The organism is Streptomyces sp. NPDC002886 (assembly GCF_042888445.1).
In the GTDB taxonomy this organism is placed as follows: domain Bacteria; phylum Actinomycetota; class Actinomycetes; order Streptomycetales; family Streptomycetaceae; genus Streptomyces.
In genome coordinates, this window is record NZ_JBIAPV010000002.1 from 362,394 (window position 1) to 388,156 (window position 25,763).

A 25,763-nucleotide genomic window follows, 5' to 3' on the forward strand; every position below is an offset into this window, starting at 1 on the left:
CAGCGTGGCAACGCGGGCTCTAAGAGTCCGTCCCGTCGCCCCACTCCGATTCCCCGCCCTGGCCTAAGGCCCGATCGGATCGGCGGAACGCGTCGCACCCCGCAGGAAGTCGCAGAGTTCCTTGTCCGCCTGCAACCCGGGGCGGGTGACGAGTAATGGCCGTCGAAGTAGGCATGGGCTATGTGTCCATCGTCCCCGAAGTCGAAGGGTTCGCAGGCGAGCTTGACCGGGCGGTTACCGGGCCTGCGGAATCGGCTGGGCAGGAAGCTGGACAGACAGCCGGCGAGGGCTTCACGGGCAAGATGGGTGGCATTCTAAAGGGCGGCCTCGCTGCGGTCGGCATTGCTGCTGCGGCAGTCCTCGCCAAGGGCTTCATGGATGCGCTGGATCAGACCGCTATCAACGGAAAGATTCAGGCACAGCTCGGCTCGACCCCGGCGGAAGCGGCTCGCTACGGAAAAGCTGCCGGACAGCTCTATGCGCACGGTGTCGGGGAAAGCGTTGCGGAAGCTGCGGACGCGATATCCGGCGTTATGCGAGCGGGCATCCTCCCGCCGGATGCAACCAATGCCCAAATCGAAGCGATCACCGGGAAGGTCAAGAACCTTTCCGACACGTTCGAGCTCGACCTAGGCCAGACGAGCAATGCCGTTGGGCAGATGCTCAAGAACGGTCTAGCCAAGGATGGGGCGGAAGCGCTCGACATCCTGACTGCCGGAATGCAGAAAATGGGTCCGCGTGCCGATGACATGGCGGACACGTTCAACGAGTATTCCACGAAGTTCCGGGATCTCGGTCTGTCCGCTGCGGACGCCATGGGGCTCATGTCCCAAGGAATGCTTGCAGGTGCCCGAGACACGGACACCGTTGCCGACGCTCTGAAGGAATTTCAGATCAGGGCGACGGACGGCAGCAAGGCAAGTACCGATGCGTACGTAGCTATCGGACTCAATGCCGCTGAAATGACCAAGAAGATTGCGCGAGGCGGGCCCGAAGCCAAGGCCGGTTTGCAGCAAGTCCTAGACGGTCTCAAGGCCATTCAGGACCCTGCCGAGCGGAGTGCGGCAAGCGTCGGGCTTTTCGGTACGAAGTCCGAGGATCTCGGGCAGGCCCTTTACGCACTGGACCCCAAGACTGCCGTTAAGGCCATGGGGGACACTGCGGGTGCTGCCGACAAAATGGCGGACGCACTCCACAATAATGCGTCGGCCAGGATTGAGCAGTTCAAGCGCACAGCCGAAGTAGCGGTTACCAACTTCATTGGCGACAAGGTGTTGCCGCCGCTCATCAGCTTTGCAAGTACGGCAAAAGATGTTCTCGGTCCGGCGCTCGGAACGGCCCGCGACGTAGTCGGAGGATTTCTTTCGGCTTTCTCGTCCGGGGCCGGCGGCTCGTCCATTGCGACTTTCGGGCAAACTCTGCTCGGTCTCGGAACGACAATCCGTGACGCGGTATCCCCGAGTGTGAGCGCTCTGGTTACGCAGTTTCAGACCAGCGTACTTCCCGCCCTACAGGGTGTTTGGTCGGTTGTCTCAGGGCAGGTCATTCCCGCTTTCATGGCGTTCTACAGCGCTCTTTACAGTTCGCTGGCGCCCATCGTCACGCGGATAGTCCTGATCTTTACTGAGACCGTGATACCGGCCCTGATGCGGATATACGCGACCGTCTACGAGAAGGTGCAACCGGTCCTTGCGGCGCTTTCTGAGTTCATCACCTCGCGGGTTGTGCCTGCGGTGCAGATGATCGGCGGAAAGCTGCAAGAGCTGTTCGAGAAGGCGCAGCCGGTCATTTCGGTTGTCGTGACCGTGATCGAATGGCTTGCCAAGCTCGCCGCGAGCATCCTTAGTGTCGTCATTCCGGTCATTCTGCAACTCGCAGGGCCGATTTTTTCGGGGCTGTTCTCGGCAATCGGTACAGCCATCGGCTGGATTGGCAATGTCATTGGATGGCTCGGCAGTCTCGGACAGGCCTTTGTCGGGGCTGTCCGTTGGGTGGCCGACTTCGGCCGGAACGCGATAGCGAAGCTGGACGAGTTCGCGCGTTGGATGGACGGGCTAGGCCCGAGAATTCGCGACGGGCTGGGCGACTTCGGAAACTATCTCGTCGGCAAGGGCGCGGATTTGGTGCGGGGCCTTTGGTCGGGTGTTCAGAGTATGGGCGCCTGGCTCCGAGACAAGCTTATCGGCTGGGCTCGCAACACGATTCCCGGTCCCATTGCCGATGCGTTGGGTATTCATTCTCCTTCCCGTCTGATGCGGGACGAAATCGGCCGTTGGCTTCCCGCCGGTATTGCCGAGGGGATCGACGACGAACAAGCGTCTCTAGACGCACGCCTACAGGCAATGGTCAAGGTTCCCGATATCGGCTCGGTACGGGCAGCCGGCCCGGTTCGTCTCGCCAACGAGTCCAGCGCAAAGGACAGAGCCCTTGTGGCTGTCCTGCGGGCTCTGGAAGCGGACCAGGGCCGCGAGATCGTCGTCAGGGTCGGAGAGCAGGAGATAGCCCGCGCAGTGGAGTACGGGCAGCGTCAGCTAGCTAGGAGGTGACATTTTGAGTTTGTGGATCGGGCGCCTGGGTGCGCTACGTGAGATCACTGATGGTGCTGAAATGGACCGGAGCCCCGAGCTAGGGGTGAAGGAATTCCGTTCGCTCGGCGGTGGCGTGACCACCTGGGCGCCCCCCACACAGCCGCGCCGGCTGTCCCTCTCATGGGACGCAATGCAGTCCGAGGACGCGTATCACGTCGATCGTCTCGCACGTCGCGTAGACGGTCCGGGACCCATTCACGTGGTGGACCCGGGCTCGGACAACTGGCTCACTGCCACACAGGGTGCGGGTCGAATCATGCTGTCCACACAGGATGAATGGGTTCATGATCCGGCCGTGATCTTCCCTCCGGCCTCGCTGGATTGGGACATCCTCAGGATTTCCATGCCGGTATCCGGCGGCAGCATGCGCATTCAGTACAAGAGACCGGACGGGACATCGTATCCGGTAGCCCCGGGAATGCAGGTCAGCTTTTGGGTCCCCGGCATGGTCGGAGCGGCCAACGAATGGCGCTACTACTTTCAGACCACTACCGGAGCGAGTGTTTCTTCAACGGGCAGCACCAGCGCGAGAATTGACCGTCCGTTCATTGCTACAGCCCCGGAGGGAGCCGCGTATGTCGTACCCGTGATGTGGTTCAACAAGCCGTTTGTAGACCTCCCCATGACCGGGGCGGTACTGCGCGAGGCACACCCCGAGGACGTGACTGCTCGTACGGTCAAGCGGCAGGGATTCAGTACGGCCGTACAGGGGGGTACGGCACCGGTCGGGGACTTCACCCCGGGGACTGGAGTCACGCTGTCCGTGAGCGGCGGTAAGACGATGCTCGTCAGCTCGGGCGCGAATTCAAGTCTGAGCTTTGGTACGGCCACCCGCTTCGCGGTCAACCCGGGCGAGCTGGTGAGTCTGACGCACGTGGTACCCGGAGCGACCACAAGCGCACTGCTCTGGACGGACAGTGACGGAGCGATCGTCAGTCAGTCCCGGGATACCACCATTGGCAGGGCCCCCGCCGGAGCGTCCTACGTGTGGCCACGGGTCGAGCTCGGGGCAGTCACTCCGGCTACAGCCATCGGGGCCGCTTCGCTGGAGATCTACGCGGCTCCGAGCGTGCCCCCGGGCGAGGCAATGCGGCCCTACTCGGTCACGGGCTACTCGCAGAGCTCGGCGGCCGGCTCGGCAGACCTGCGGTCCGTCTCGCTTGAGCTGGTCGAGGTGACCACATGAAGATGACGATGCCGCTCGTCACGGCCGCGCTGTCCGAGGGCGAGCGCACCGCTTCGCACTCTGTTCGCCTCGCCGGTCGTGAGCTCGGGCCGCAGGTACGCAACTGGTCGTTGGACCGGGCGTACGCAACCGACTTGCCGGCGAGCATGCGGGCTTTCAGCGGGAGCTCGTCCGCACAGCTCGACGTGACGCTGTCCGGGGCCGCAGGAAAGCCCGCACCCGCTCTCTACGGCCCGTGGGCTCCGAGGGCTACCGGGGACATCGTCCGCCCGAGTCAGTCAGTGGTGCACGCGTGGGGAGTCGGTGGATATCCGCTCGACACGTTCCGGGGCACCGTACGCACTCGCTCGGGAAGTTCGGGCGAGGATGCAGTCAGGGTCTCTGCACTGGACGGAGCCGAACGGCTGCGCTTTCCTGCCCGACTTCCGCGCCCTGACAGAGTGCTCGCGAACGAGCTGACTTTCGGAGTGGCTACGAGTTGGGCCGCTTCCCCTGTGTGGGTTGTGGACCATCTGCTACGGCTCGGCGGTATTCACACCTGTCCGCCCCCGCGCTCTACGGCGATTCTCTATGCCTCGCTGCATGGCGGAGTCGCCCCGAACATCGGCTACTTGGAGGACACTTCGGGGCTGTGGGCCTATTGGACCGACTATAAAGCACCCTGGGAATCAGCCGCACTCGGCGATGACCGCATATCGGATGCGGACTATATTCCGCGAACCAAACCCGTAAACCGGCGCTCCGATGGGCTGTGGCTTGAACACTGGCTCGACACCACGGGGAACACGACGTCCGATGAGGGCATTGCCCGCATCCATACAACATGGATCGCCAATGGCCTATACCGCTGCTATGTCACCATGGAAGCAAATTTCCAGTCGGGGAAACTCACCGTCTGGAACGGGACGAACGCCGACTACAACGCTAACCAAGCTCTTCAATGGACGTTCGACCAGCTAAAGGCCCCGGGGCTCTGGCACATCGGATGGTGGCTTTCCTGGTCTACCACTGGAGTGCCCACCCTTTCGCCGGTAGTGACCAATCAAATCGGCGTAGCGCAGACATTCAGCGATGCGGTATTGAGCGCTACGCCGGTACCGCCCGCAAATCTGGATCAGGTCCGACTGTCCATAAAGCAGATACGGGCTGAATGCTTCCAAGTTTCACAGCAGACCAGCCGGCCCAACTCGCCTGCCGAATTCAGTCAGGCCGGAACGTGGAAGCGCGGGGCCTCTCTCAGTAAGCCCCGGTTCCCACTGGAGAATATTCCACGAGTCGAAGGAAGCGCGTGGGATGTCATCACACAGATAGCCAAGACCACACTTGCGACGGCCGAATTCGACAGTAACGGATTCTTCCGATGGCGAGACCATACGCGATGGGAAACAGTCCCGACGCAACCCGCTCTAACCGTATCGTCCACTCGCGAATTGGCATCGCTTACGGTGGGCGAGGAGATCGACGCTTGCCGGAACTATGTGGCCGTGAAATGGTCCAACTGGGGGCGCGTTAAAGGTGACCAGCTAACCCCGGTAGCCGAAGCGCGCACGGGCACGGCAATTGCAGCCGGAGCCACGTTGACGCGAGTATTGCCAATCGGCGAGGACCAATGGGACCCGCGCACGCCCAATGTCTATGTGGACCGGCTGCCTGACTGTGTTTCGATCAAGGCGACGGCAGACAGTGACTCTGCGGGGGTGTACGGCGCGGTAGAGGTGACGCTTACCCGCGACGGTGGACAGGTCACCCTGTCTATGCGCAATAGAGCCTCGTACACGGTGTATTACCACGGTGTCAGTGCCTTTGCCCGGACCACTTCGTCAGACAGTCCAGCCGGCCCAACGGACACGCTGACTACGGTACAAAGCTCAGCCTCACAGCGGGCTTACGGCGTGCAGGTCTACGAGCACCAGGGCACGGAATGGGTGCAGTACCGGGACTCTGCCGCTGAACTGGCGAGCGCCATTCTGGCAGCCGGACAGTACCCGATTCCATCGCTGCAATCCGTCGAAATTCTCGCCGACCCTCGCCTAGAACTAGGTGACGTGGTGCGAGTTGTGGACCGCACGGGGGCAGCACTCGACACCCTCGCATGGGTCGTCGGAATCAAAACCAACGGGGGCGACGACGGACGCGTAACGCAAATTCTTACGCTCCGGGGAACCAAAGCCAACGGGATTCCGGCCGATACAGGGCTCGTACCTGATCCGCCGACCAACCCGAACGCGCCCCCGCCATAACCAGGGGGATGAATGGCAGAGCGTGAAGCGGAAAACCGGCTCGGCGTAGTCGAGATCGGCGCGCGAGAAATCTATGACGAAGTGGTCGGGCTCCGCGAGGACATGCGATCCGTTGCCGAAAAGGGCGAAGAGCTGCGGGCCGACGTGGACGACCACGAAACCCGAATCCGGGACCTTGAACGGTGGCGGTACGCGCTGCCCGTTGCCGCAGCCTCCGGAGTCGTAGCCGCTGGTGTGGCCGTAGCAAAGGCCACCGGCAAGGCTTAACCAAACAGCAGTACATCGAGCCCCGTTCCGGGGATACCGGGCGGGGCTTTTTCATGCCAAAAAATCAGGGGGAACTGTGGGAACCGTAGACGCGATGATTAGTGCCGCAACGGCTGCACTCGGATACAAGGAAGGACGCAACAACGACACGACTTATGGCCGCTGGTACGGGCTGAACTACAACCCGTGGTGTGACATGGCGGTTTCGAAGTGGGCCGAGGAGAGCGGTAACGCGGGTACGGTCGGCCACTTCGCCTACTGCCCGAGCCACGTGAATTGGTTCAAGGCGCGCGGCCAGTGGACCGGCAAGAACAGCCCCGCGAAGCGCGGAGACATCGTGTTCTTCACGTGGGACGGGGGCCCGGTCGCCGATCACGTCGGCGTGGTCACCGAGGACTCCGCCCCGGGCTCGACGGTTCGCAGCATCGAGGGCAACACCAGCTCGGGCGCTGCGGGCTCGCAGGACAACGGGGACGGCGTATACCGGCGTACCCGGAATCGGTCCGTGATCCTCGGGTTCGGCCGGCCCGTGTACGACCAGCCGCGCGGGCTCGCTCCGTTCCCGGGAGCCGCGTGGTTCAAGGCCTCGCCCCGTAGCCCGCTGGTCACTGCCATGGGTATTCGGCTCGCTGCCGAGGGATGCGGTCGGTACACGTCCGGTCCCGGTCCGCAGTGGACCGACGCGGACCGACAGAGCTACGCGGCATGGCAGCGCAAGCGGGGCTACAGCGGCTCCGACGCGGACGGCTGGCCCGGTCGCACCACGTGGGACGCGCTCCGCGTTCCTGCGGTCTAAGTCATCACACCCCGTAGCGGAACGGGGGTTCGTATGTCCGATCCGGGCGATTCCGCAGCTGGCTGCAGCCCGGTCGGTACTCACTTTCGGCAACAACTAGGGGGATTTTCAATGCAGTTCGTCAAGGCTCATCCGGCCCGGATCTACGCGGTACTCGTTGCCGCGCTCGCCCTGGTCGTCCACTACGTTCCGGCGCTGCCGTCGGCCCTGATTCTTGGTCTCGCTGCGGCGGTGCTCGGTATCGGCGAGGCGGTGCAGCGGACCGAGGACGGTAAGACCGCCGTAGCCGGCGAGCTCGGCGAGCACCAGGCCGTGACCGAGGAGTGAGCTACAGGCATGTAGCCCTGATGGGTCGGGCGGGGGCCGGGAAGGATGCGGCTGCCGCCCGGCTCGTTCAGCGCTACCAGTTCACGCGGGTGGCCTTTGCCGATCCGCTGCGGAATGCCGCACTCGGGCTTGACCCGATCATCGGCAGCGAGCCGACCGGTTACGGCCCGATCCCGCTCCGCCTGTCTGACGCTGTACGGCGTCATGGGTGGGACCGGGCCAAGGGGGCCCCGGAAGTTCGGCGGACGTTGCAGCGGCTCGGGGAGTCAATCCGGGCCCATGACCCCGAGCACTGGATTCGCCTCGCCCTCGCCAAAATCGACGTGGCGGATAGGTGGGGACTGCCCGTGGTCATCACGGACGTACGGCACGACAACGAAGCTCGGGCGCTTACTCGCCGGGGCTTCCTGCTCGTCCGTGTGGTCCGTCCCGGGCACCAGGGTCCAGCCGGCGAGGACCAGCGGCAGCACGTGAGTGAGACCGCCCTAGACGGCTTTCTCGCCGATGCCGAGCTCGTCAACGGCGGGACGCTCGCCGAGCTGCACAGCGCAGCCGACCGCCTCGCGGTACGGCGCTGATCTACCAGCGTTACGGGGTGGCGAGAGTGACCCTTCTTCCCCTTCTTTCTTATTTTTTCTTGTGATTCAAAAAATAGGAAAGAACCGTCACTCTGCCACCCCTCCCAACCCACTAACCCCCGAGGGGATACCTATGCCCGGACAGATCCGGACTATCAAGCGCAGTGGCTCGCGCTACTACATCAGCCCTGAGACCGCCGAAAAGGTCCCCGGAGTCACTTCCGTTGTCGGCATGCTCCCAAAGCCCTTCTTGACCTTCTGGGCGGCTCGCATGACCGCAGAGACGGCAGTTGAGAACCTGGACGCCGTACGCGCTATCGCTGAACGCGACCCTGCCGGAGCAATCGACTTCCTGCGGAACTCCCACACCCGGTACACCAGCCTGCGGGCAAAGGTTGGATCGGACGCGCACGATCTCTTTGAGCGCATGATCCGGCTGGAGGAGATCGGGCGGGTGCATCCGGACCTTGAACCGTATCGGCTCGGCTTCGCTGAATTTTTGCTCGCTGTGCGTCCGCAGCTTATTCGGGCCGAGGACGTGTGTTGGTCCGACGAGCACGCTTATGCGGGCTCCTTTGACGCGATCATCCGTGTCCGGCTCGGCGAGGACGGAAAGCCCGATCACGAAAACGGCGAGTGGCACACGCTGCTAGTGGACTGGAAGACGTCCAAGTCTGCTTACCCGGATGTGGCGCTACAGCTTTCCGCGTACGCCCATGCTGACCGGATTGTTTCGCCCGACGGAACTTCGGAGCCTATGCCGAGGGTGGACGGTGCGGCAGTTCTCCACATCACTCCGGAGGGTTGGGTGTTCAAGCCCGTCCGGATTGACGAAGAGATCTTCAATGTCTTTCTGACGCTGCGGCATGTTTTCCAGTGGGACCGTGAGATTTCCAAGACGGTGTTCGGCAGCCCGATTGCGCAGAGCGTCCGCCGGCTCATCACTGGCACACAGCGCCGAGCGAGCTAACACCCGCAGTACCCGACACCAGGCGACCCGCGAAGAACGCGGCTCGTCTTTTTTCATGCCCAAAATCAGGGGGATTTCAACACATGGCAATTCGCATTTTCGAGACCGACCCGAACGCCAAGCCCAAGGGTTCGTTTTCGGATGACACCGTTGGCCGCTTCCACGGTGGAAAGCAGACGGACGGCATTCCCGTTGCGCTGTCCGAGTGGCGTGTGACTACCGGAGATCCGGAAGTTGCCGACGCTATCGCACAGCTCATGGGCGGACAGGCGGTAGAGACCGATTCCACGTCGGAAAACTTCATCGAGGTTCTGACGACCACCAATAAGGTCAAGGTCGTTCTCTCCGGCCCGGCCGCTGTTACGTCCGATCTCAAGCTGTGGAACGGCTCGCAGCTTATCCACCACTGCGACGGGGTGGAGTTCCTTTCCCCGGATGAGGATCGGGGTATGCCGTGCCGCTGCCCCGCTCTGATGGAGGACCGGAAGGCCGCTGCAAAGACGAAGCGGGGTCCGTCTCCGTCGATCTCGGTTCTGTTCCGCCTCGCCGAAGATTACGATCTCGGGCTGTTCCGATTCCAGACGGGCTCTTGGAAGCTCGCGGAAGTTCTGCACGAGGTTGAGAACGCGCTCGAAAAGGTCGGGGGCGAGGCCCTGGCGACCATTGAGCTTGAGCTCGTCGAGTACACCACAAAGACGGGCCGGGACGTTTCGTACCGGAAGCCCGTAATCAAGGTTCTCAAGTCCTGGTCGGACGCTGTGGCCGAGCCGACTTTCTAGCCGGCCGAGGGGTCCCGGCTGACCCCCGGGGCCCCTCTACGAACGAGGGGGAAGCGCAATTCCGATCCTGGAACTCTGCGCGGGATACGGGGGGATCGGCCGAGCCGTTGAGGCTCTGACCGGGGACAGGATCAGGTACGTAGCGGAAGTAGACCCGTACGCGTCCCTGATCCTGGCAACCCGATATCCGCACGCGCCGAACATCGGCGACATTACACAATTCGATTGGTCCACGCTGAAAGATCAGGTGGACGTCATTACGGCAGGTTTTCCCTGCCAGGACATCAGCAATGCGGGGAAGCGGGCGGGGATTCATGGCGAGAGGTCGGGTATTTGGGAAAGCGTCCTCGGGGCCGTTCGCGTTCTTCGACCACGGCTCGTTTTCTTGGAGAACGTATCCGCCATCCGAAACCGAGGCTTGGCGCACGTACTCGGGGGCTTGGCCGAGAGCGGGTATGACGCGCGCTGGTGTTGCTTCCGAGCGTCCGCTACTGGAGCCCCCCACATGCGAGATCGCTGGTTCTGCATCGCCACCCCTATTGCCGACTCCGACAGCCTCCGACGCATCGCGCGGACCTGATTTCGCAAAAGCGGACCGGGCCGGAGCCGGCGGGGACGATCTGGTTACCGCAGTGGCCCGGATCTTCGACAAGGACCGGGCGCACAAGTTGTTCAAGACTCCTACGGCGAATCTCGGATCGAACGGGGCGGCACAGCATCCCGATAAGCGGCGTGCGGGTGGGCACGGACCGAATCTCGATGACGAGGTTTCGTTCTTGCTTCCTGTCGATCCCGAGATTGCGGAAGAGACCCCGGGGGCCTTTCACAGCCCGCCGGAATGGTGGGCAGAGTTCGCACCCGCTGTGCACCGTTGGGAAACCCTGATGGGCACTCCGGCACCCATTCCAGTCGAGTTCGGGCCCCGTGGTGGACGTCGTCTCGCTTCGGTATTCGCCGAATGGCTGATGGGACTTCCCCGGGGGTGGGTCACCCATATTCCGGGACTCAATCGAGCGAGGCAGCTTAAGGCGGCCGGTAACGGCGTCGTATCACAGCAGGCTTTTACGGCCTATCTGCATCTACTGAACTACAAGGGGGATACGAACAATGGCTAAGAGGGGTGTAGTCACTGACTATGCGGGCGAGGAGCTTTACAAGGGTGACCTAGTCGCCTATGCGGCTCGGCAGGCCAATCGAGTGCGTATGGCTGACGCAATCGTGGACAAGGTAACCGCGCGTCTTGTTGACGGGCGTCTCCGGCCGATGCTGCGAATCAGCCCGACCGGCACAGAGTCCGGATTCGCGAAGCGGCGCACGCTCCGAAAGGAATGGATCGGCTCGGAACACGTGCGGCTGATCATTCCGGGCGAGCGAAACCAGTAAGAGGACTACGAGAGGGCCGGAGAAACCTTACGGGGTGACTCCGGCCCTTTCGCATGGGGGGGGGACATGAAGCTTGCAGTAACAGAACACCAGGCACCCGCACTCGGTGAAATCCGGGCACTCAAGTCCGGGGATGAGCTGCACCTGTTTACGGGGTGGAAGCAGCGTAAGGACTGGATTCGCATCCTCGCTGCGGCAGCACACGCGATGGCACGGGGCGCGCAGATTCGTCAGGGGGCCGACCATGGCTAACCCCAACAAGCAGCGTGGCACCGCGTGGGAGAGCGCCGTAAGAGACCACCTAAACCGATTCCTCGGGCTCGTGGACGGCTCCGGGGCGTTCCTTGACCCGTTCCATCCGGGCAACGTGCGCAGGGCCGCACAAGAGGGCGCTAAGGACGTTGGGGACGTTCACGCACCGCCGTTCATCCTGGAATGCAAGGACGTGAAAAGTCCGGCCGTCCCCGCGTGGATTCGACAGGCAGAGATTGAAGCGGTGCACGCGGGATTCCCGTATGGGCTCGCGGTGCGGAAGGTTCGGGGGGCGAGCGTCGAAATGGGACGTGTTCATGTGTCGGTTAGGACGTGGACGCGTATCCGCCTCGCCCTTGGAATGCCGACGAACGAGTTTGCGGCGCTGTACGGCTGGTCTGTCTCGCTGCGGGGCCACGACTCCGGCCGCTGGTACATGACGACGACAGTGCGCGAGCTCGGGCACCTGATCGGCGACTACCGCCGGAACGTCACCGAGCCGGGGGTGTTCCGTGATCTTCGCTGACCTACTCAAACGCTTCACGGAGGTAAGCGAGGAGGCCGACGGAGGGTACGCCGCACGATGCCCCGCACATCCCGACTCCCGCCCGTCTCTCCGTATCTGGCGGGGTACCAACAACAAAGTTCGGATCACGTGCCGCGCGGGCTGTGAGACCGCCGACGTGATTGCAGCGGTCCGGCTCACGTGGGGCGACCTTTTCGACGTGAGCGGCCCCGGGGCCGTAGTGCCCGCTGAACGCCCCAAGCTCGTTCCCGTCGCGCTGACTGCTGCTCTTGCTGCCTACGCGGACCGGGCCTCGCTCGCCCTCGCAGACTTTGCCGGCGACTGGCCGCAGCGAGCTCGTACCTACCTCGCAGACCGCTTCGGGCTCGACCTAGAGACTGCTGCGGATCTCGGGCTCGGCGTGGACCACGGACACCAGGCCGAGGGCTTCCCGTACGTGTCCCGTGCCTACCAGGCCTACCCCCGTCTTACGGTCCCGCTGGTCGGATTCGACGGAGTGACCAGGGGCCTACAGGGACGGGACCTGACAGGCGAGTGTCCGGGCCGATGGCTGTCCCTCGCCAACCCTCGCGGGCACAGGTGGGCCACCTATGGCGTGATGCGGGGGCAGGGCGGTTACAGCACGGTCCTGATCACCGAGGGGCCCGGAGACGCACTAACGGCCGTGGCGGTCGGCTATGACGCGGTGGCCGTGCGCGGTGCCTCGCTCGCCGGCTCGCCCGAGCTGGTTGCCGAGCTCGCCGAGGGTCTGCGCGGACAGCTCGTCATCATCTGCGGTGACAACGACAACGCCGGATCGGGATTCTCTACCCGCCTCGCCGAGGGACTAGCCGCACACGGCGTAGACGCGCTCAAGCTCCAAATACCTGTGCCCGATTGGGACTTGACCGACTGGCGCGAATCGGCTCCCGAGCGGTTCGCCGCTGATCTACACCGTGCGGTCAAGGCAGCTCGTCCCGTGCGGGATACCGCAGAGCGAGAGAGGGAAGCACGCTCCGCCGAGCTTGCCGACCGCACCGGAGCCGACACCGTGACGCGGGACCAGGGCGCGGAAGCGGCAGAGATCCTGTCCAAGCTCGTATCCACGCTCGGTGAGTCCGACGCGATGAACGCACACGCGTTGGTCGCGTGGTCCGGGGGCCGAATCCGCTACGCATCCGGGCTCGGATTCCACACGTGGGACGGACGGGTTTGGGTCCGCTCCGACATGCGCGTACGGCAGGAAATCCATCGTATGGGGGCCGCGCTCGTCCTCGCCGGACAGAACCAGCTCGCACGCGGTTTCACCATGACGTCGCGCATCGACGCTCTTCTAACCGAGCTCTGTTCGGTCCCCAACGTCAGCATCGAAGCCACGGACTTTGATGACCGCCCCGACGTACTCAACTTCCGTAACGGGACAGTCGATTTGAAGACGGGCCGGCTGGACCCGCACGACCAGGCGGACCTACTGACGTACACGCTTGACGTGGATTACGTCCCTGATGCTCAGTGCCCCCGCTGGGAATCCTTCCTCGCCGAAGTCTTTCCCGACATGCCAGAGATGCCCGCCTACATTCAGCGGCTCATCGGCTACGGGATTACCGGGCACACCACAGAACAAGGATTCGGAGTGCTCTGGGGGAAGGGGGCGAACGGTAAAAGCGTGCTCGTGGACACCATAACGTCAGTGTTCCGCAGCATCACCCGCACGACTCCGTTCAGTACGTTTGAAGAGCGGAAGAGCGGCGGCATTCCCAACGATGTTGCCGCACTACGCGGATCGCGTCTTGTCATGGCATCCGAGGGCGAATCGGGCAAGGCCATGTCGGAATCAATCATCAAGCGGGTCACCGGTAAGGACATGATCGCAGCGAGATTCCTGCGGCAAGAATATTTCGAATTCAAGCCCTCGTTCCTACTGTTGCTCGCAACGAATCACAAGCCAAAATTCCGGTCGCAGGACGAGGGGTTGTGGCGAAGGGTCAAGCTGATTCCGTTCAAGCGCTGGTTTGCGCCGCACGAGCGGGACCCTGACTTGGACGCAAAGCTACTGCGCGAGGCTGAGGGTATTGCGGCATGGGCCGTGCGCGGGGCTGTGGATTGGTACCGGGGCGGGCTCCGGGACCCACAGCTCATCACGAGCGCAAGCCAGGAGTACCGCGAGACGTCAGACCCGCTCGCCGGCTTCCTACCCGGAGTGCTTGATTGGGCAGACGAGTCCGCTGTCATGAACGGCACTGACGCGTTCAACTTCTATTTGGACTGGTGCCAGGAAGAGAACTTGCCCGCAAAGGAACAGTGGACCCGCCGCGCCTTTTACGACGCCATGGAAGAGCGCGGAGCCGTGCGCAAGCGCACCAACAAGGGAATCTCACTAGCGGGACTCCGCCTTGCCGATGCGAGTCCCGAGGCGATCGGGCCGGGAATTTTCGGCAAATAGACACAGCACAAGGGGGCTGCTCACCTTAACCGGTGGGCGGCCCCCTTTTTCGTTTCACGGGGGAGACATGATCACCTATCGACACCAGCTAGCCGGCGAGCCTGTCACGGTCCGCGTACCCGAGACAACGGAGGATCTTGGAGAATTCTGGGAGTGGTTCTACCAGGCACGGGCGCGCGGCCCTATCGCCGTAGATACAGAGACCACAGGTCTCGACGTATTTAGTCCATCGTTTCGGCTCCGCACGGTGCAATTTGGCGACGAGCGGGACGCTTGGGTACTTCTGTACGAGTGGGGCGGATATCACGAGTCGTATGCACGTGATGCCCTCTTGCGTGCCCGAGAAATCCTGATTCACAACGCGTCTTATGACTGGCTCGTCCTCGGACAGTGCGCGGGAATCCCGCTGGAAGAGCTCGCACCGCACACCACGGATACTCGCATCCTCGCGGCCCTTTGCGACCCTAGGCAGCCGCAAGAGGGCGGCATAGGAACCGCGTTGAAGCCGCTTTCGGCGAAGTGGGTAGACCCTGCCGCCCCGGACACTCAGGGCGGGCTCACGGCGGTATTTAGGTCCCTCGGACTGACCAAAGAGACGGGATGGGCGGGAATCCCGCTGACCAACCCAACCTATCTGCTGTATGCGGGACTTGACGTACTGCTGACAGCTCGACTCGCTCCAGTCCTGCGGCGGGAGCTCGCGCGGCTCGGAGTACGTGACGAGCTGGTGACGTACGAGCACCAGATAGCCGAGCTGTGCGCGGTCATGCAGCGGACGGGACTACTCGTTGACCAGGACTATGCGGCCCCGCTCGCTCGCCGGCTCGCCGAGGAGGCAGCCGAGCACAGCACCATAGCGGCCCGGTACGGCGTGTCCGCAGTGGGCAGCCCCGCACAGGTAGCCGAAGCGCTACAGGGCATGGGGGAAACGCTCACCGAGCGAACCGACTCCGGGGCGCTCAAAGTGGATAAGGCCGTACTGCTGCCCCTGGCGGACCTTGACCGGGACTGGCAGCGGATCGGCGCGCGGACCCCAAATCCGGTGGCGCATGCGGTACTTCACGCGAAGCGTGCCAACAAGTGGGGCACGTCGTACGCCGAGCGGTTCATGTCCAAGCTCGATGCTGCGGGACGAATCCACCCGGTGATTTCGCCTCTCGCTGCACGCACTGGCCGCATGTCTGTCACGGACGGGCTGCACCAGCTCCCGAGCTCGGACCATGTGATTCGCCGCGCCATTCTCGCCGAGCCCGGACACGTCATGATCTCGACTGATTTTCAAGCAATTGAGATGCGCGTGTTGGCGGCCCTCGCCGACGTCAAGGCCATGAAATCCGGATTCATCAACGGTGGCGACGAGTTCGATATCCACGCCTACACCGCACACCTGATTAAGGGCGACGCGGCCACCCCGAAGGATCGGAAGGTGTTCAAGGGGGCTGGATTCGGCAAGGTTTACGGGGGTGGAGTCGCCACCATTGCGCGGCAAACGGGCGCCCCGGAATCGGAGATTGCGCAAGCGGTCGCCGCCTACGACCGGGCCTTTCCAGAGATCAAACGGTCGTCCGCGCGGTGGCAGCGGCAGGCATTCCAGAACCGCATGGTGTTCATTTCTGCGACCGGTCGAAGGCTTCCACTGGACCGGGACCGCACTTACGCCGTGGTCAATTATGCCTGCCAAAGTGCGGCCCGGGATGTCCTCGGAATGGCCATGCTGAATGTGCAGTCGGCTGGTCTGCTCGACTACTGCCGCCTGCCGATTCACGACGAACTGTTGGCATCAGCACCAGCCGGCGAGGCCAAAGAGATTGCCCGAGAGTTCGAGCGGTGCATGACCTTTCCCCTGTACGGCGTACCCATCGTGGCGAGCGCCGAGGTTGGCGGACGGTCCTGGGGCTCGCTGTACGGAGCGGACTACTAGCCCGTTACCTGCACGTGATCTTTGGTCGCACATGTCATCCCCAAGGAGGAGACGACGTGTAGGCCACTCCTCCCCAAGGGCGACCGTCGCTACCTCAGCGCTACCAAGCGAGAAACGGCCATTGATTGGATAAAAGACAAGCAGTCTTATTGCAAATGTGAGTCGTGGCTGTCACCCGCTTTTCGAACTTGAGTGGTGCGCAGCAACGACGAAAGGCAATGCGCAAGCCCCGTCCTGCTAATCCGGGACGGGGCATTTTTGTGCCCTTTTTTAAGCGCATTGATTAACGACCGCCGCCCCTTTGGCGACCTCGCACGCCCCGTTCCGGGCAAGCCCTGCTCTCCCCAGAGAGCAAAGCCACCCGAAACCGGAGCGATGCTCAATGACGTACCTGACCACGGAACAAATAGCCGCCGCGAAGGAAAACAACCTTGACGCGGTGACGGCCGTAATTGCCGAAACGGAAACTCTCGTAGTTCAGCGATCCGAGCACTACGCCACTCGCGGCGGACATCTGGATGCCGATTTGGCCGAGGATCTCGCGCAGGCCGGACGAATTCGGGTCTGGGAATCCCTCTCGGCTTTCGAGGGGGAGAGCTTCGGTGAATTCATGCGGTACATGGACAGGGCCCTTCACTCGGCCATGAGCGAGCACCGCCGGCAGGTTCTGCATCCTGGTGTTACCGCGACGGCCGCTAAGGACTTCGAGCGCGCTTTGGCCCTTGCCTCTGGTGATCCGTACGAAGCGGTTCGAATGGCGAGCACTGCCGAAATGGGACCCCGCAAGATGAGCCCCGAGCACGCTAGCGCCGCATTGCTTGCCTGGCTTGGGACGGACTCCTTTGACCGCCCGCTGAATGACGACATGTACGGCGAGGCAATCACCCTGGGCGATGTGATTGCAGGCCAGTGCGGCATTCCAGTTGATCTACTCGACCCGAGCGACTACGCGAGCGCCAGGCGCAAGACCATCCGTGATCAAGTGCACCGCACGCTAGGCCTGTTGGGCGAGCGACAGCGGCACGTCCTCAAAGCAGACCACGGGGTTTCCCCGGTACAGGACTACGGCCGCTACGAGTCAGACGTCGAGCTCGCCGAGGACATGGAAGCCACCCCAAAGCAGATTCAGGAAGCACGGAGCAAGGGGCAGAAACGATTCCGCGAGCTCTACCAGGCTGGTGCACGCACGTGGTGACCCTGCCGACCCGCGAGGGCGGGACAGTCGAGATCACCCGCGTTGGCGCACTAGTCGACGTTCACGTCAAGGATGCCGAAGGTCGGAGCGTCGCAACCGTGACCCGCGCAGCCTGCGATCCGCTGCTAGCCCTCGCTGCGCCGTACCATCTGATCAGGTAGCCCCACAAAGAAGCCCCCGCCAATGGCGGGGGCCTTTTTGCGTTTAAGTGGCCTGTCATCGGTCCTTCTCGCGTTCCTGGCGTGCTTGCTCGGACGTAGTCCACCAAATGGCTAGCTGGAACTCGGTAGTTGTGTTCGTCGCTGCATACAGAGCGTTCCGGTCCGCGTAGAGCGTCGACACGGAGACATCGAGCTCGGCAGCGATGGCTTTGATGTTCCTGCCCTCGGACAGCCGCCGAAGCATGCGCCGGCTACGTGGCGTGGTGATCAGGTCCGCAGGCCGGGGCTCGCCCGTCCACGGCTCGGCTCGATCCCACTGCTGCCAGAAGACGTTTACGAAGAGCTTGACCAGACTCGGGTGCGTGACCATCAGGGCCGGTACGCGCTTCGGGTCCCCGAGATGGTCTGAGAGAAAGGCGATGCGCTCGTCAGCGATGATCATGCGCTCGAAGCCCGGCAGCGCTGTACGGATCTGCGCACCGGCTGCTGTCATCGCGGCCGCGTAGCCTTGCTCGGGCAACCGACTCCGCGCGTTGTCCAGATAGATCGTGCGGAAAGTTACCCCGCGTGCCAGCATCGCGAGGTCTGTAGGTAGAGCACGGTCCAACGTGTCTTGCTTTCGGATTTTCGGGTGAGCTGTGAGGACGCTGAACTTAGCTGAGCCCGCGACCCGTCCGAGCGCAACGGTCACTTCGCGGGTGTCTTCGATGACCTGTACGCCACCGTCGCCCGCGCCCCCTTCGATCGTCCGCAGATCATCGGCAAACGCGTGCATGGACTCGATGCGGTGCAGTGCTGACCGAATCTCCTGAGCCATGTTCTGCGTGTACGCACGCTCGGCATCCCGAGGGTCCGTAGCGATGTATGCCGCCGCGAGCGTGCTCCACTTGGCTAGGCCAAGGGGGAGCAACTCGTCAAGGGCGGGCTCGTCCTTGCACACGGCGCGGCCCCCGTGCATCTCTCGGAGCAGATCACGCGCTCGATCCGATATGAACGGTTTCCGGTGCCCCTCATTCGAGATGTCCACTTTTACCCCCCTGAAAATTTTTCGGCTGCGAAGCCTCCACCCTCATTCGCTTGCCGCGTCGTACCCGCACCCGGCAAGCTACACATAGTGATTCGAAGGCATATGCGAATCGCATATGCCAGGACACTTGAGCAGGTCAAAGGGTTGCACTGCTGATGCGTTGGGGATCGCCGTTCAGCAGTCTGATCACGTTAAGTCATGTGAACGATTTGTCAAGGGAGTGCCTTATGAAAAGATTTCAACCACGCTTCCACGTACGGAAGTTGATAGCCGCCGTGGTCGGTAGCGCGGTTCTTGTCCTCGGCGGTGCAGCATTCGCCAGTGCGGACACCCGATGGGATGCCGTGCCCACCTCGCCGACTCCTGCGGAGACAGTTGCCCCGCAAGACACTCAGTGGGACTAAGCCACTGACTGACACACCACGGGGCCGGACTTGCACGGGAGGTAGGTTCGGCCCCTTCTGTCTGGCCGGGGGGTTGGAATGGAGCACATAGCGGTACCTACCGCACTGCTAGCGGTACAAGTTTTTGTTCCACGGGGCGCTAGGTGGGAATGGCGCCCGGTTGGGCCGTACATGGCAGACACGCACGACTACATCACCAGCGGGGCGCAGCTACTTCGCGCACTCTGCACGTACACGACGATGGCCGCGCGCTTGCTCAAAGGTCACCGGGCGCAGAGGTTTCGGGTCCTCGTTCGGGCCGTGCCTTCGGGTGAGCTCATCGGCCACTACGAGTGGGCGCAGTCGCAGGAATCCGGCAGGTTCATCCCGACTAGCGAGCCGTGGACGCATTGGCCGGCGGACGTGCCCACGGTGGCCGCGTAGCAAAGAAGCCCGACCAGGACACTTGCGATGCCCTGGTCGGGCGTTCTTGCACAGGTTGCCAGACAGGTTCAAAGGGATACAGGGGGTAAGGGTGGACCTACACCAAAGCGAAACCGAAAGTTCGCATCGCGAGACTGAGGCTCCCCGGCGTGTGTTCGTCATCGGGCACCAGGAGCGGGACTCTGCCACGGCGGACATGTTCAGGCTCGCCGCTTTGCTCGTCCGTGCGGGAGTCACCGAGCGGTACGGCGTCAGCACGCGCCGGATCGTTGGCAGCCGTGGCGATGACGGTTGGGGCGTGTACCTCACGGACCGAGCCCCCGACCAGGCTCCGCCGGCTGGTCTGTCGTTCGTCTCGCGCGCTGCCTGACACAGCAAAGCCCCGCCGCTCCGAAGGGGGTGGAGTGGCGGGGCCTGGTGCGCGAAGTGGCGGGACGGGGTCAGATGGTGCCGACGTCGCCACGCTTGACGCCATCCACAAACGCGGAGAAGGCGGCGGCAGAGAAATCGAGCACGGGACCGGTGAGGGACTTGGAGTCTCGGACCGGGACCACACCGTGCGAGCCGGCGAGGCTCGTGGCGACCTCGATGCACGCGCCGCCGTTGTTGCTGTAGGAGGACTTGAACCAACGGGGGGTCTCGGTCACGACGTGCCCTCTCGTATCTGTTTGATCATGGCTGCGGAGTCCGGTTGTGACAACGCATCAGCCTGCAACTGATAGTAGGTCCCCAGTATGGGCGCAACGAGCATCCCATCGCGCTGTAGATGTCCCTGGGTGGCAGACTCGGCGTAAGCCACGATGGAACGATCTGGCATCGTCAGGATGTACAGCGGTAGGTCGACGGTACGGCGTACGCCCATGCTGAACGGGGCAATTTGGAGCACAGTGTGAGGCTGCTCGGCGAACTCCAGCAACCGGGATAGCTGCGCGCTCCACTCTGCGGCGGTGCCGATGGGACGCCGGACACAGCTCTCATCCAGCACAGCCATGATCAAAGGAGCGGGTGTGCGCCGCAGAGCCTTTTGACGCTCCGCAACAACGGCCGTTCGCTCGCGTGCCTGATCTGCGGTGATAGAGCCTCGCCGGAGCGCACTCTCTGCCAGCGCTCCCGCGTAGGCCTCGGTCTGTAGCAAGCCCGGAATGATGCCTGTTTCGAAGTAGCGAACCTCTACCGCCTTGCCCTCGGAGGCGACGTACTCAGGGAAGCCTTCCAACAGGGAACCGCTCCTGATCCGCTGCACGTCATTCGTGAGCGTCCCGTCCGTTCCGTCGAGCCCAAACGCTAGGTCAGCACGTTTCGCAAATTTGGGAGTTGCAGCGCGGGTAGCATTTTCAACCCCGGAAATATGCGAGGCGGAGTATTCGGTTCGCGCCGCAAGATCGTCCAGAGTCCAGCCTCGGTCATCGCGCAGCCTGCGTAAACGCACGCCGAACGCTGCACCCGGGCCCGCGTCGGGGTCTAGCTCGTTCCTGTACATCGGGGCTTCCCTCAACTCTCAGTCAGCGAACGGGAAGTTGATACCTCCGCGAGCCTAGGTCACGCTGTGGCTCCCCGGTAGTGAAACGGCTACGGAGAGGCAGCCATGCGCCCGACCCTCGCACCGCACGTCCCGGTACGCCTCGCCCTCGCTGTGGGGGCCGCAGAAACCCGCTTGCACCAGCACTTCCCCCGGATCATGCGGACGCTCATCCGGTTCTCGCCGGCTCGGGCCGCTCCGTTCGCGGAACTCCAGCGGCTGGAGACAGACCCCGCGTTCCGCGCGCTGTTCCGGGCCGAGCTGTCCGCCTGCATCGTCCAGAACGCGGAAGCGGCAGTGACCGAGCTGCAACACGCAATCCGACCCGACTCCGAGGAGCGTGCGGCGTGAGGCGGGTGTTCGGACTGGTGAACCACCGCATCCGTAGGCACCCCGGGACGGTCCCGCTCGTCGGGGCACGCTGTGTCGCTCTGGACTGCGGATGGCTGACGCGACCGGGGCTTACCGAGGCTGAGTGCGACCTCGCGTGTATCGGGCACTCGGGCACTTCGAAGCATCGGAGCTTTCAGCGGACGTTCACGGACATGGCCGTTGTGGAGCGCGTCCAGTGAGCGACGACAACGAGCACCAGGCGCACGCACAGCACACCCGCGCAAGCGTCACTCTGACGGTTGTCGGAACGGCAATTTGGGTCACCACGGTAGCTCTGGTGGTTGCTCGCGGGTGGGGCGCGTGACCGTGGTGGATCTCCCCTAGATTCCCGCTCTCGCCGAGTTGATACCGCTCGCCCCCTAGCGGCAGTCCTCGGCGAGGGCGGGGCACGATCCCTGTCCGTTGCTCGGGCAGGTCTGCACTGTCCCTCGTACATCCGACACAAGGAGACAAGCAAATGACCGCTGTAGCGAATGATCTGCGGACCGGCCGGAGCCTGGTCGAGCCCGAGCTGTTCGACAGCATCACTCAGTTCGTGCTCGACCACTTCGGCGAGACCGAGCGTGACCGCGCCGAACGGATCACGGACCAGGCGATTGCGTTCCTGGCCACGGTCGGCACGGCCACGGTCAAGATGGTGCCCTCGGACGACGTGGACAAGGGAGTGCACGCGTTCACCCTGCACACCCGGGACATCGACGCGTTCGCCGAGATCCACGCGGGCGGCAGGCTGCACCACAACCCGCGCCCCGGTGGCGGACCCCGCACCCTGGAGGACGTACAGGGCACCGCGCACGCCATGAAGTCGGCAGGGTTCATGGTCATGGATGACGTGTGGACCGTGAACGGCGAGAACGCCGCTCAGTGCGACTCGGATTGTGGCCGGGACTACCGGGCCAACTGACGGCACCCGCCCCACCTGTGAGACCTGCGGAGCCGGCTGCCGGGCCTGGTAGTCGGCTCCGCCATAGGAGGACCAACCCATGTCAACCCCAACCCGACCGCGCGAGCTGCCCCCCGAAGTACTGGACGTGGTCACCCCGCACACACAGCGGCTCGTACTCAACCGCCGAGGATCAACGGTCTGGCACATCGAAACCGAGGACCCCGAGACCGGAAAGACTGCCGCCTACGCGGTCAAGCTCGGCTACATCAGCGAATCGCACGCCTGGACGGCCGACGCTCCGGGCCGCGAGGCGTACGTGTTGCGGACCCTCCGCCCCGAGCCGATCCACTCCGGCGAATGGGGCCAAGGGACGTGGAACATTCAGCCGTGGCACTCGGGCCCGAGCCTGTACGAGAAATGGGAGCCGTACCGGGCCCCGGAAAGCTCGGCGCTGCCGGATGCTGTGGATGCTCTGTCCTGTGCCGAGGCTCTGTCCGCGCTGCACCGCACGGGTTGGGTCCACGGGGACGTTCAGCCCGCGCACCTGATCATGGGCGATCCGGGTGTGACGTTGATCGACCTTGCGTTGGCCCGAGGGCGCAGTGTCCCCGAACGGTACGACTTTGCCTATAGGGGCTGCCTGGTGCACTACGAAGCGCCCGAGATCTCCCGCAGCGTTCTGGAGTCCGGGACCGCCGTACCGACGCGCGAGTCGGACGTGTACGCGCTCGGGGCCTCGCTGATGATCAGCGCGACCGGTTGGCGTCACGTCGCCTATCCGGACGACGCCCCGCGCGACGTTCAGCGGCAAGCAATCGTGGACGGGCCGCACCGTCCGGTCACGATTCCTGGTGAGCTTGGCCAGTTGGTCAACGCCATGTTGATGCCCTCGCCGGCGGACCGGCCTACGGCTGCCGAAGCCTGCGAAGCGCTCTGTCTCGCGCTCTGACCACAGCGGCCCCGTCCGTTCCGGCGTCCTCCTCCTCCGGACCGGGCGGGGCTCTGCTGTTCCCAGACAAGGAGCATCACGTGTTGCAGTGCACTGCCATAGCCCGGATTCCCACACGGGATGCGCTTGTTGCCCTCACGCAAATGGAGCACGGTCCCGACAACGCGGCGCTGTGGCTCTACGAGCTCGGCGAGTACCAGTTGTGCGAGCTCGCTGGCGACGGGCACGCCGAGCACGCATCCATGCTGTGCAACGACGATGCGCGGCCCCCGCAAGACCTGTGGCTCCTCTGGACCGGCGAGGACGAACCCCGGAAAACCCGTATTGCGGAACTGCCCGCATGCCCCGCAGCCATCAACCGGGGCCGCACGAATGCTTGGCACTGCATCCTGTTCGCCGAGCACCCCGCCGTGCACTCATGGGAGATCTCAGACCCGCTCGGGGACCTGATCAAACAGCAAGCCAAAGAAGAGGCCTACCGCCGATTCGACCAGCCCGACCAGGACCCGGACTAGTCGCCCTGGTGCTCGCGCTCGCCGGAGCCGGCGGGGTCCACTACGCGGCTTCCCTTGCCCCACTCGGTGACGACGAGCCCGCGTTCCCGAAGCACAGCCACAGCTCGGCGTGCGGTCATCCGGGCAACCCCGTGCGTCTCGCAGAGTTCAGCCTCGCTCGGCAGCCGAGCCCCCGCAGGAAGCTTCCCCGAGCGCATGTCGGCTAGGAGCGCGTCCAGTACCCGCATGTACGGCGCGTATGGGCGGGACGGGTCGGGCGAGCTCTGCGGCATGGGGGAGAGCGTAGACAACGGGCCAAAGGTAGGCGACTTAGACAGGCAGATGACTTAGACAGGTAGACGAGTTAGACGTGTTGCCTTAGCGTGATTCCGCGAACACGAAAACGCCCCGGAAGACCGCTGTAACGGTCCGCCGGGGCTCCGCCGAACCAGCTATCAGAGAGCTGAAACGACATGCGCGAGCTTATCGCCCCCATGGTGCTCGGACTCACGTCCCTCACTGCCCTACTCCTCGTACTACTGCCGAGCCGGCAAGCCCCCGGAAAACACTCCAGCGGCTACCGCCCCGAGCCTGCCCCCGCCGTAAGCGTGAGCCCGTGGTCTCGCCCGTGGACCGGGCCTAGCAGTTCAGACGCGCTCAGGATCTTCCGGCCCGAGACCGACGCGGAAAGCACCCTCGAACTCTCCCCGGTCCAACGGGAGCGACGCTATGCGGCAGAGTTCGCAGCCATCGGCGTGGACTACCCGTACACGTACAAGGGGGCACCCTTCCCGCGCTCCGCGTTCGCCGCATCGGGGATGAACGCATGACCACCAAGGAGCCGTTCCCGCTCGTCCTGCCCGAGCGCGTCGCGCTGTGCATCCTCTGCAAGACGCTCACCAGCGCCCCCGTAGCGGTACGTGAGATCCACAGCTCCAGCGGCCCCGGAACGACGCTGTGGGCCTGTCCCGAGCACGCCGTAACCCTTGGAGCGGGACCGACGTCGGAAGACGTGCACCGTGCCAGCTAGGCGGTCAAAGCACGTGATAGGTATGAGCGATCTTGCAAGACAAGTGGGGGGAACCACCATGGAACGTAAGACGTGGATCATCGTTGGTGCGGCAGTACTCGCGTTCGGCGGAGTGCTGTCCCTCTTTGAGGACGAGCCCGCCACGGCCAAGCCCGAGAGCAAGCCGAGCGCCACAGCGGCAGCCAAGCCCACAGACAGGCCGAGCCCGGAAGCGTCAAAGCCCGCTGCGATCCCGTCGCCCGACGCTGCGCAGACGGCAGCCTTGATAGCCGCTCTGCGGGCCGTAGACCCCGGTCTAGTGGCCAAGGAAGACAAAGCCGTTGATCGGGCGCGGAACGTCTGCCAGGAGATCAAGGCGGACAAGCCCGCTGCGACCGTCCAGACCAACGCAAAGGCGCGGTTCGCAGGGGGCACCGTGCCGAGCCTCACGGACGACCAGGCGGCAGCCATCGTGACCGCCGTGAAGTCCTCGTTCTGCGGCTGATCACCCCGCAGGCACGGCATTCTTGCTTGCACCATCGGATGTGACACGGAAGGGAGGGGCCGACGATGGCCCTTGCATCACGCGAGCGGCAGTACCTGCACCAGGAACTCACCGAGGAAGTATCGGCGACGTACGCGGACATCCTGTGTGACGCGTGGGGGCTGTTCCTCCGCTCGGAGCGGGACAACAAGCCCGCCCAACACAAGACGGTGCGGCAGACCGTTGCGGGCATGGAACGCGCGGCCCTCTTGGCGCTCAAGCGGGCGGAGTACCTGGAAGACGACATGGCCCCGGAGAAGCGTCTCAAGCGCGACAGGGAGCGCTACGAAAAGGCGTGGCGAGCGGATCAGGCAGACATCGACACTGCCCTGTAGCCGAGCCTCAGACAGTACGACGAGCCCCGTCCGACCACGTGTCGGGCGGGGCTTTTCGCATACCCGGACCTGGTGTTTTTCTAGGTCCCGGGGTGTAGGGTCCACCGGGGCGGAGCCCCAGGGAACGGTGGAAGGGCGGGTAGGGACCTCGCCCCGCGCAGCGGCACACCCGCAGCCGGGCCCGGGTAC

Annotated in this window: 26 protein-coding genes; 22 read left to right on the plus strand and 4 right to left on the minus strand. The window is 63.8% G+C overall.

Features of this window, described 5'->3' with window-relative positions; genetic code table 11:
- Positions 1-155: 155 nt before the first annotated feature.
- From ACFYYB_RS07805 to ACFYYB_RS07875, 15 genes are all read left to right on the plus strand, one after another.
- Positions 156-2,546, plus strand: a complete 2,391-nt coding sequence (locus ACFYYB_RS07805; RefSeq protein ID WP_389433855.1) for a phage tail tape measure protein — start codon at positions 156-158, stop codon at positions 2,544-2,546.
- 298 nt (positions 2,547-2,844) lie between these two features.
- Complete coding sequence (locus ACFYYB_RS07810) at positions 2,845-3,774, plus strand: hypothetical protein (protein ID WP_389433857.1); 930 nt, start codon at positions 2,845-2,847, stop codon at positions 3,772-3,774.
- Entirely contained in the window at positions 3,771-6,014 is a 2,244-nt protein-coding gene (locus ACFYYB_RS07815; RefSeq protein ID WP_389433858.1) for a hypothetical protein, read from the plus strand. Before ACFYYB_RS07810 ends, ACFYYB_RS07815 begins: the two co-directional genes overlap by 4 nt.
- A gap of 12 nt (positions 6,015-6,026) precedes the next feature.
- The gene (locus ACFYYB_RS07820) at positions 6,027-6,281 is read left to right on the plus strand and encodes a hypothetical protein (protein ID WP_389433859.1); all 255 of its coding nucleotides are present in this window, start codon (positions 6,027-6,029) and stop codon (positions 6,279-6,281) included.
- 94 nt (positions 6,282-6,375) lie between these two features.
- The gene (locus ACFYYB_RS07825) at positions 6,376-7,077 is read left to right on the plus strand and encodes a peptidoglycan-binding protein (RefSeq protein ID WP_389433860.1); all 702 of its coding nucleotides are present in this window, start codon (positions 6,376-6,378) and stop codon (positions 7,075-7,077) included.
- A gap of 111 nt (positions 7,078-7,188) precedes the next feature.
- Positions 7,189-7,404, plus strand: coding sequence for a hypothetical protein (locus ACFYYB_RS07830; RefSeq protein ID WP_389433861.1), 216 nt, complete (start codon positions 7,189-7,191; stop codon positions 7,402-7,404).
- Entirely contained in the window at positions 7,401-7,982 is a 582-nt protein-coding gene (locus ACFYYB_RS07835) for a hypothetical protein (protein WP_389433863.1), read from the plus strand. Before ACFYYB_RS07830 ends, ACFYYB_RS07835 begins: the two co-directional genes overlap by 4 nt.
- Before the next feature lie 133 nt (positions 7,983-8,115).
- Positions 8,116-8,952: a hypothetical protein gene (locus ACFYYB_RS07840; RefSeq protein ID WP_389433865.1), complete on the plus strand. Its 837-nt coding sequence runs from the start codon at positions 8,116-8,118 to the stop codon at positions 8,950-8,952.
- Between the two features lie 83 nt (positions 8,953-9,035).
- Positions 9,036-9,731, plus strand: a complete 696-nt coding sequence (locus ACFYYB_RS07845; protein WP_389433866.1) for a hypothetical protein — start codon at positions 9,036-9,038, stop codon at positions 9,729-9,731.
- A gap of 67 nt (positions 9,732-9,798) precedes the next feature.
- Positions 9,799-10,311, plus strand: a complete 513-nt coding sequence (locus tag ACFYYB_RS07850) for a DNA cytosine methyltransferase (RefSeq protein WP_389434957.1) — start codon at positions 9,799-9,801, stop codon at positions 10,309-10,311.
- A 52-nt stretch (positions 10,312-10,363) separates the two neighbouring features.
- Positions 10,364-10,846, plus strand: coding sequence for a DNA (cytosine-5-)-methyltransferase (locus ACFYYB_RS07855; RefSeq protein WP_389433867.1), 483 nt, complete (start codon positions 10,364-10,366; stop codon positions 10,844-10,846).
- A gap of 512 nt (positions 10,847-11,358) precedes the next feature.
- Entirely contained in the window at positions 11,359-11,892 is a 534-nt protein-coding gene (locus ACFYYB_RS07860; RefSeq protein WP_389433868.1) for a hypothetical protein, read from the plus strand.
- Positions 11,893-12,049: 157 nt separating this feature from the next.
- On the plus strand, positions 12,050-14,314 hold the full coding sequence (locus ACFYYB_RS07865) for a phage/plasmid primase, P4 family (protein ID WP_389433869.1): 2,265 nt from the start codon (positions 12,050-12,052) through the stop codon (positions 14,312-14,314).
- Positions 14,315-14,381: 67 nt separating this feature from the next.
- On the plus strand, positions 14,382-16,235 hold the full coding sequence (locus ACFYYB_RS07870) for a DNA polymerase (protein WP_389433870.1): 1,854 nt from the start codon (positions 14,382-14,384) through the stop codon (positions 16,233-16,235).
- A gap of 382 nt (positions 16,236-16,617) precedes the next feature.
- Positions 16,618-17,430, plus strand: a complete 813-nt coding sequence (locus ACFYYB_RS07875) for a hypothetical protein (protein ID WP_389433871.1) — start codon at positions 16,618-16,620, stop codon at positions 17,428-17,430.
- 216 nt (positions 17,431-17,646) lie between these two features.
- Here the strand turns inward: ACFYYB_RS07875 and ACFYYB_RS07880 are convergent, their stop codons facing one another.
- The 3 genes from ACFYYB_RS07880 to ACFYYB_RS07890 all read right to left on the minus strand — a co-directional run bounded on the left by ACFYYB_RS07880 (position 17,647) and on the right by ACFYYB_RS07890 (position 20,925).
- Positions 17,647-18,618, minus strand: a complete 972-nt coding sequence (locus tag ACFYYB_RS07880; RefSeq protein WP_389433872.1) for a helix-turn-helix domain-containing protein — start codon at positions 18,616-18,618, stop codon at positions 17,647-17,649.
- Between the two features lie 1,267 nt (positions 18,619-19,885).
- Positions 19,886-20,092, minus strand: coding sequence for a DUF397 domain-containing protein (locus tag ACFYYB_RS07885; RefSeq protein ID WP_389433873.1), 207 nt, complete (start codon positions 20,090-20,092; stop codon positions 19,886-19,888).
- On the minus strand, positions 20,089-20,925 hold the full coding sequence (locus tag ACFYYB_RS07890; RefSeq protein ID WP_389433875.1) for a helix-turn-helix transcriptional regulator: 837 nt from the start codon (positions 20,923-20,925) through the stop codon (positions 20,089-20,091). Before ACFYYB_RS07890 ends, ACFYYB_RS07885 begins: the two co-directional genes overlap by 4 nt.
- A gap of 105 nt (positions 20,926-21,030) precedes the next feature.
- Between ACFYYB_RS07890 and ACFYYB_RS07895 the strand changes: the two genes are divergently transcribed.
- From ACFYYB_RS07895 to ACFYYB_RS07910, 4 genes are all read left to right on the plus strand, one after another.
- Positions 21,031-21,315 carry a hypothetical protein gene (locus ACFYYB_RS07895; RefSeq protein WP_389433877.1) on the plus strand — a complete coding sequence of 95 codons (285 nt, stop codon included), beginning with the start codon at positions 21,031-21,033 and terminating at the stop codon, positions 21,313-21,315.
- 499 nt (positions 21,316-21,814) lie between these two features.
- Positions 21,815-22,261: a hypothetical protein gene (locus ACFYYB_RS07900; RefSeq protein ID WP_389433878.1), complete on the plus strand. Its 447-nt coding sequence runs from the start codon at positions 21,815-21,817 to the stop codon at positions 22,259-22,261.
- A 79-nt stretch (positions 22,262-22,340) separates the two neighbouring features.
- Positions 22,341-23,192 carry a protein kinase gene (locus ACFYYB_RS07905; protein ID WP_389433879.1) on the plus strand — a complete coding sequence of 284 codons (852 nt, stop codon included), beginning with the start codon at positions 22,341-22,343 and terminating at the stop codon, positions 23,190-23,192.
- A gap of 143 nt (positions 23,193-23,335) precedes the next feature.
- Entirely contained in the window at positions 23,336-23,707 is a 372-nt protein-coding gene (locus ACFYYB_RS07910) for a hypothetical protein (RefSeq protein WP_389433880.1), read from the plus strand.
- On the opposite strand, the gene ACFYYB_RS07915 is transcribed toward ACFYYB_RS07910, so the two are convergent.
- Complete coding sequence (locus tag ACFYYB_RS07915) at positions 23,704-23,979, minus strand: GntR family transcriptional regulator (protein WP_389433881.1); 276 nt, start codon at positions 23,977-23,979, stop codon at positions 23,704-23,706. The two genes, ACFYYB_RS07910 and ACFYYB_RS07915, sit on opposite strands and share 4 nt — an antisense overlap.
- 533 nt (positions 23,980-24,512) lie before the next feature.
- On the opposite strand from ACFYYB_RS07915, the gene ACFYYB_RS07920 reads away from it, so the two are divergent.
- The 3 genes from ACFYYB_RS07920 to ACFYYB_RS07930 all read left to right on the plus strand — a co-directional run bounded on the left by ACFYYB_RS07920 (position 24,513) and on the right by ACFYYB_RS07930 (position 25,574).
- Positions 24,513-24,716 (plus strand): hypothetical protein, encoded by a 204-nt coding sequence (locus ACFYYB_RS07920; RefSeq protein WP_389433882.1) that lies wholly within the window; start codon positions 24,513-24,515, stop codon positions 24,714-24,716.
- A 58-nt stretch (positions 24,717-24,774) separates the two neighbouring features.
- Positions 24,775-25,200 carry a DUF732 domain-containing protein gene (locus ACFYYB_RS07925; RefSeq protein WP_389433883.1) on the plus strand — a complete coding sequence of 142 codons (426 nt, stop codon included), beginning with the start codon at positions 24,775-24,777 and terminating at the stop codon, positions 25,198-25,200.
- A 65-nt stretch (positions 25,201-25,265) separates the two neighbouring features.
- The gene (locus ACFYYB_RS07930; protein WP_389433885.1) at positions 25,266-25,574 is read left to right on the plus strand and encodes a hypothetical protein; all 309 of its coding nucleotides are present in this window, start codon (positions 25,266-25,268) and stop codon (positions 25,572-25,574) included.
- The last annotated feature ends 189 nt before the right edge of the window (positions 25,575-25,763 follow it).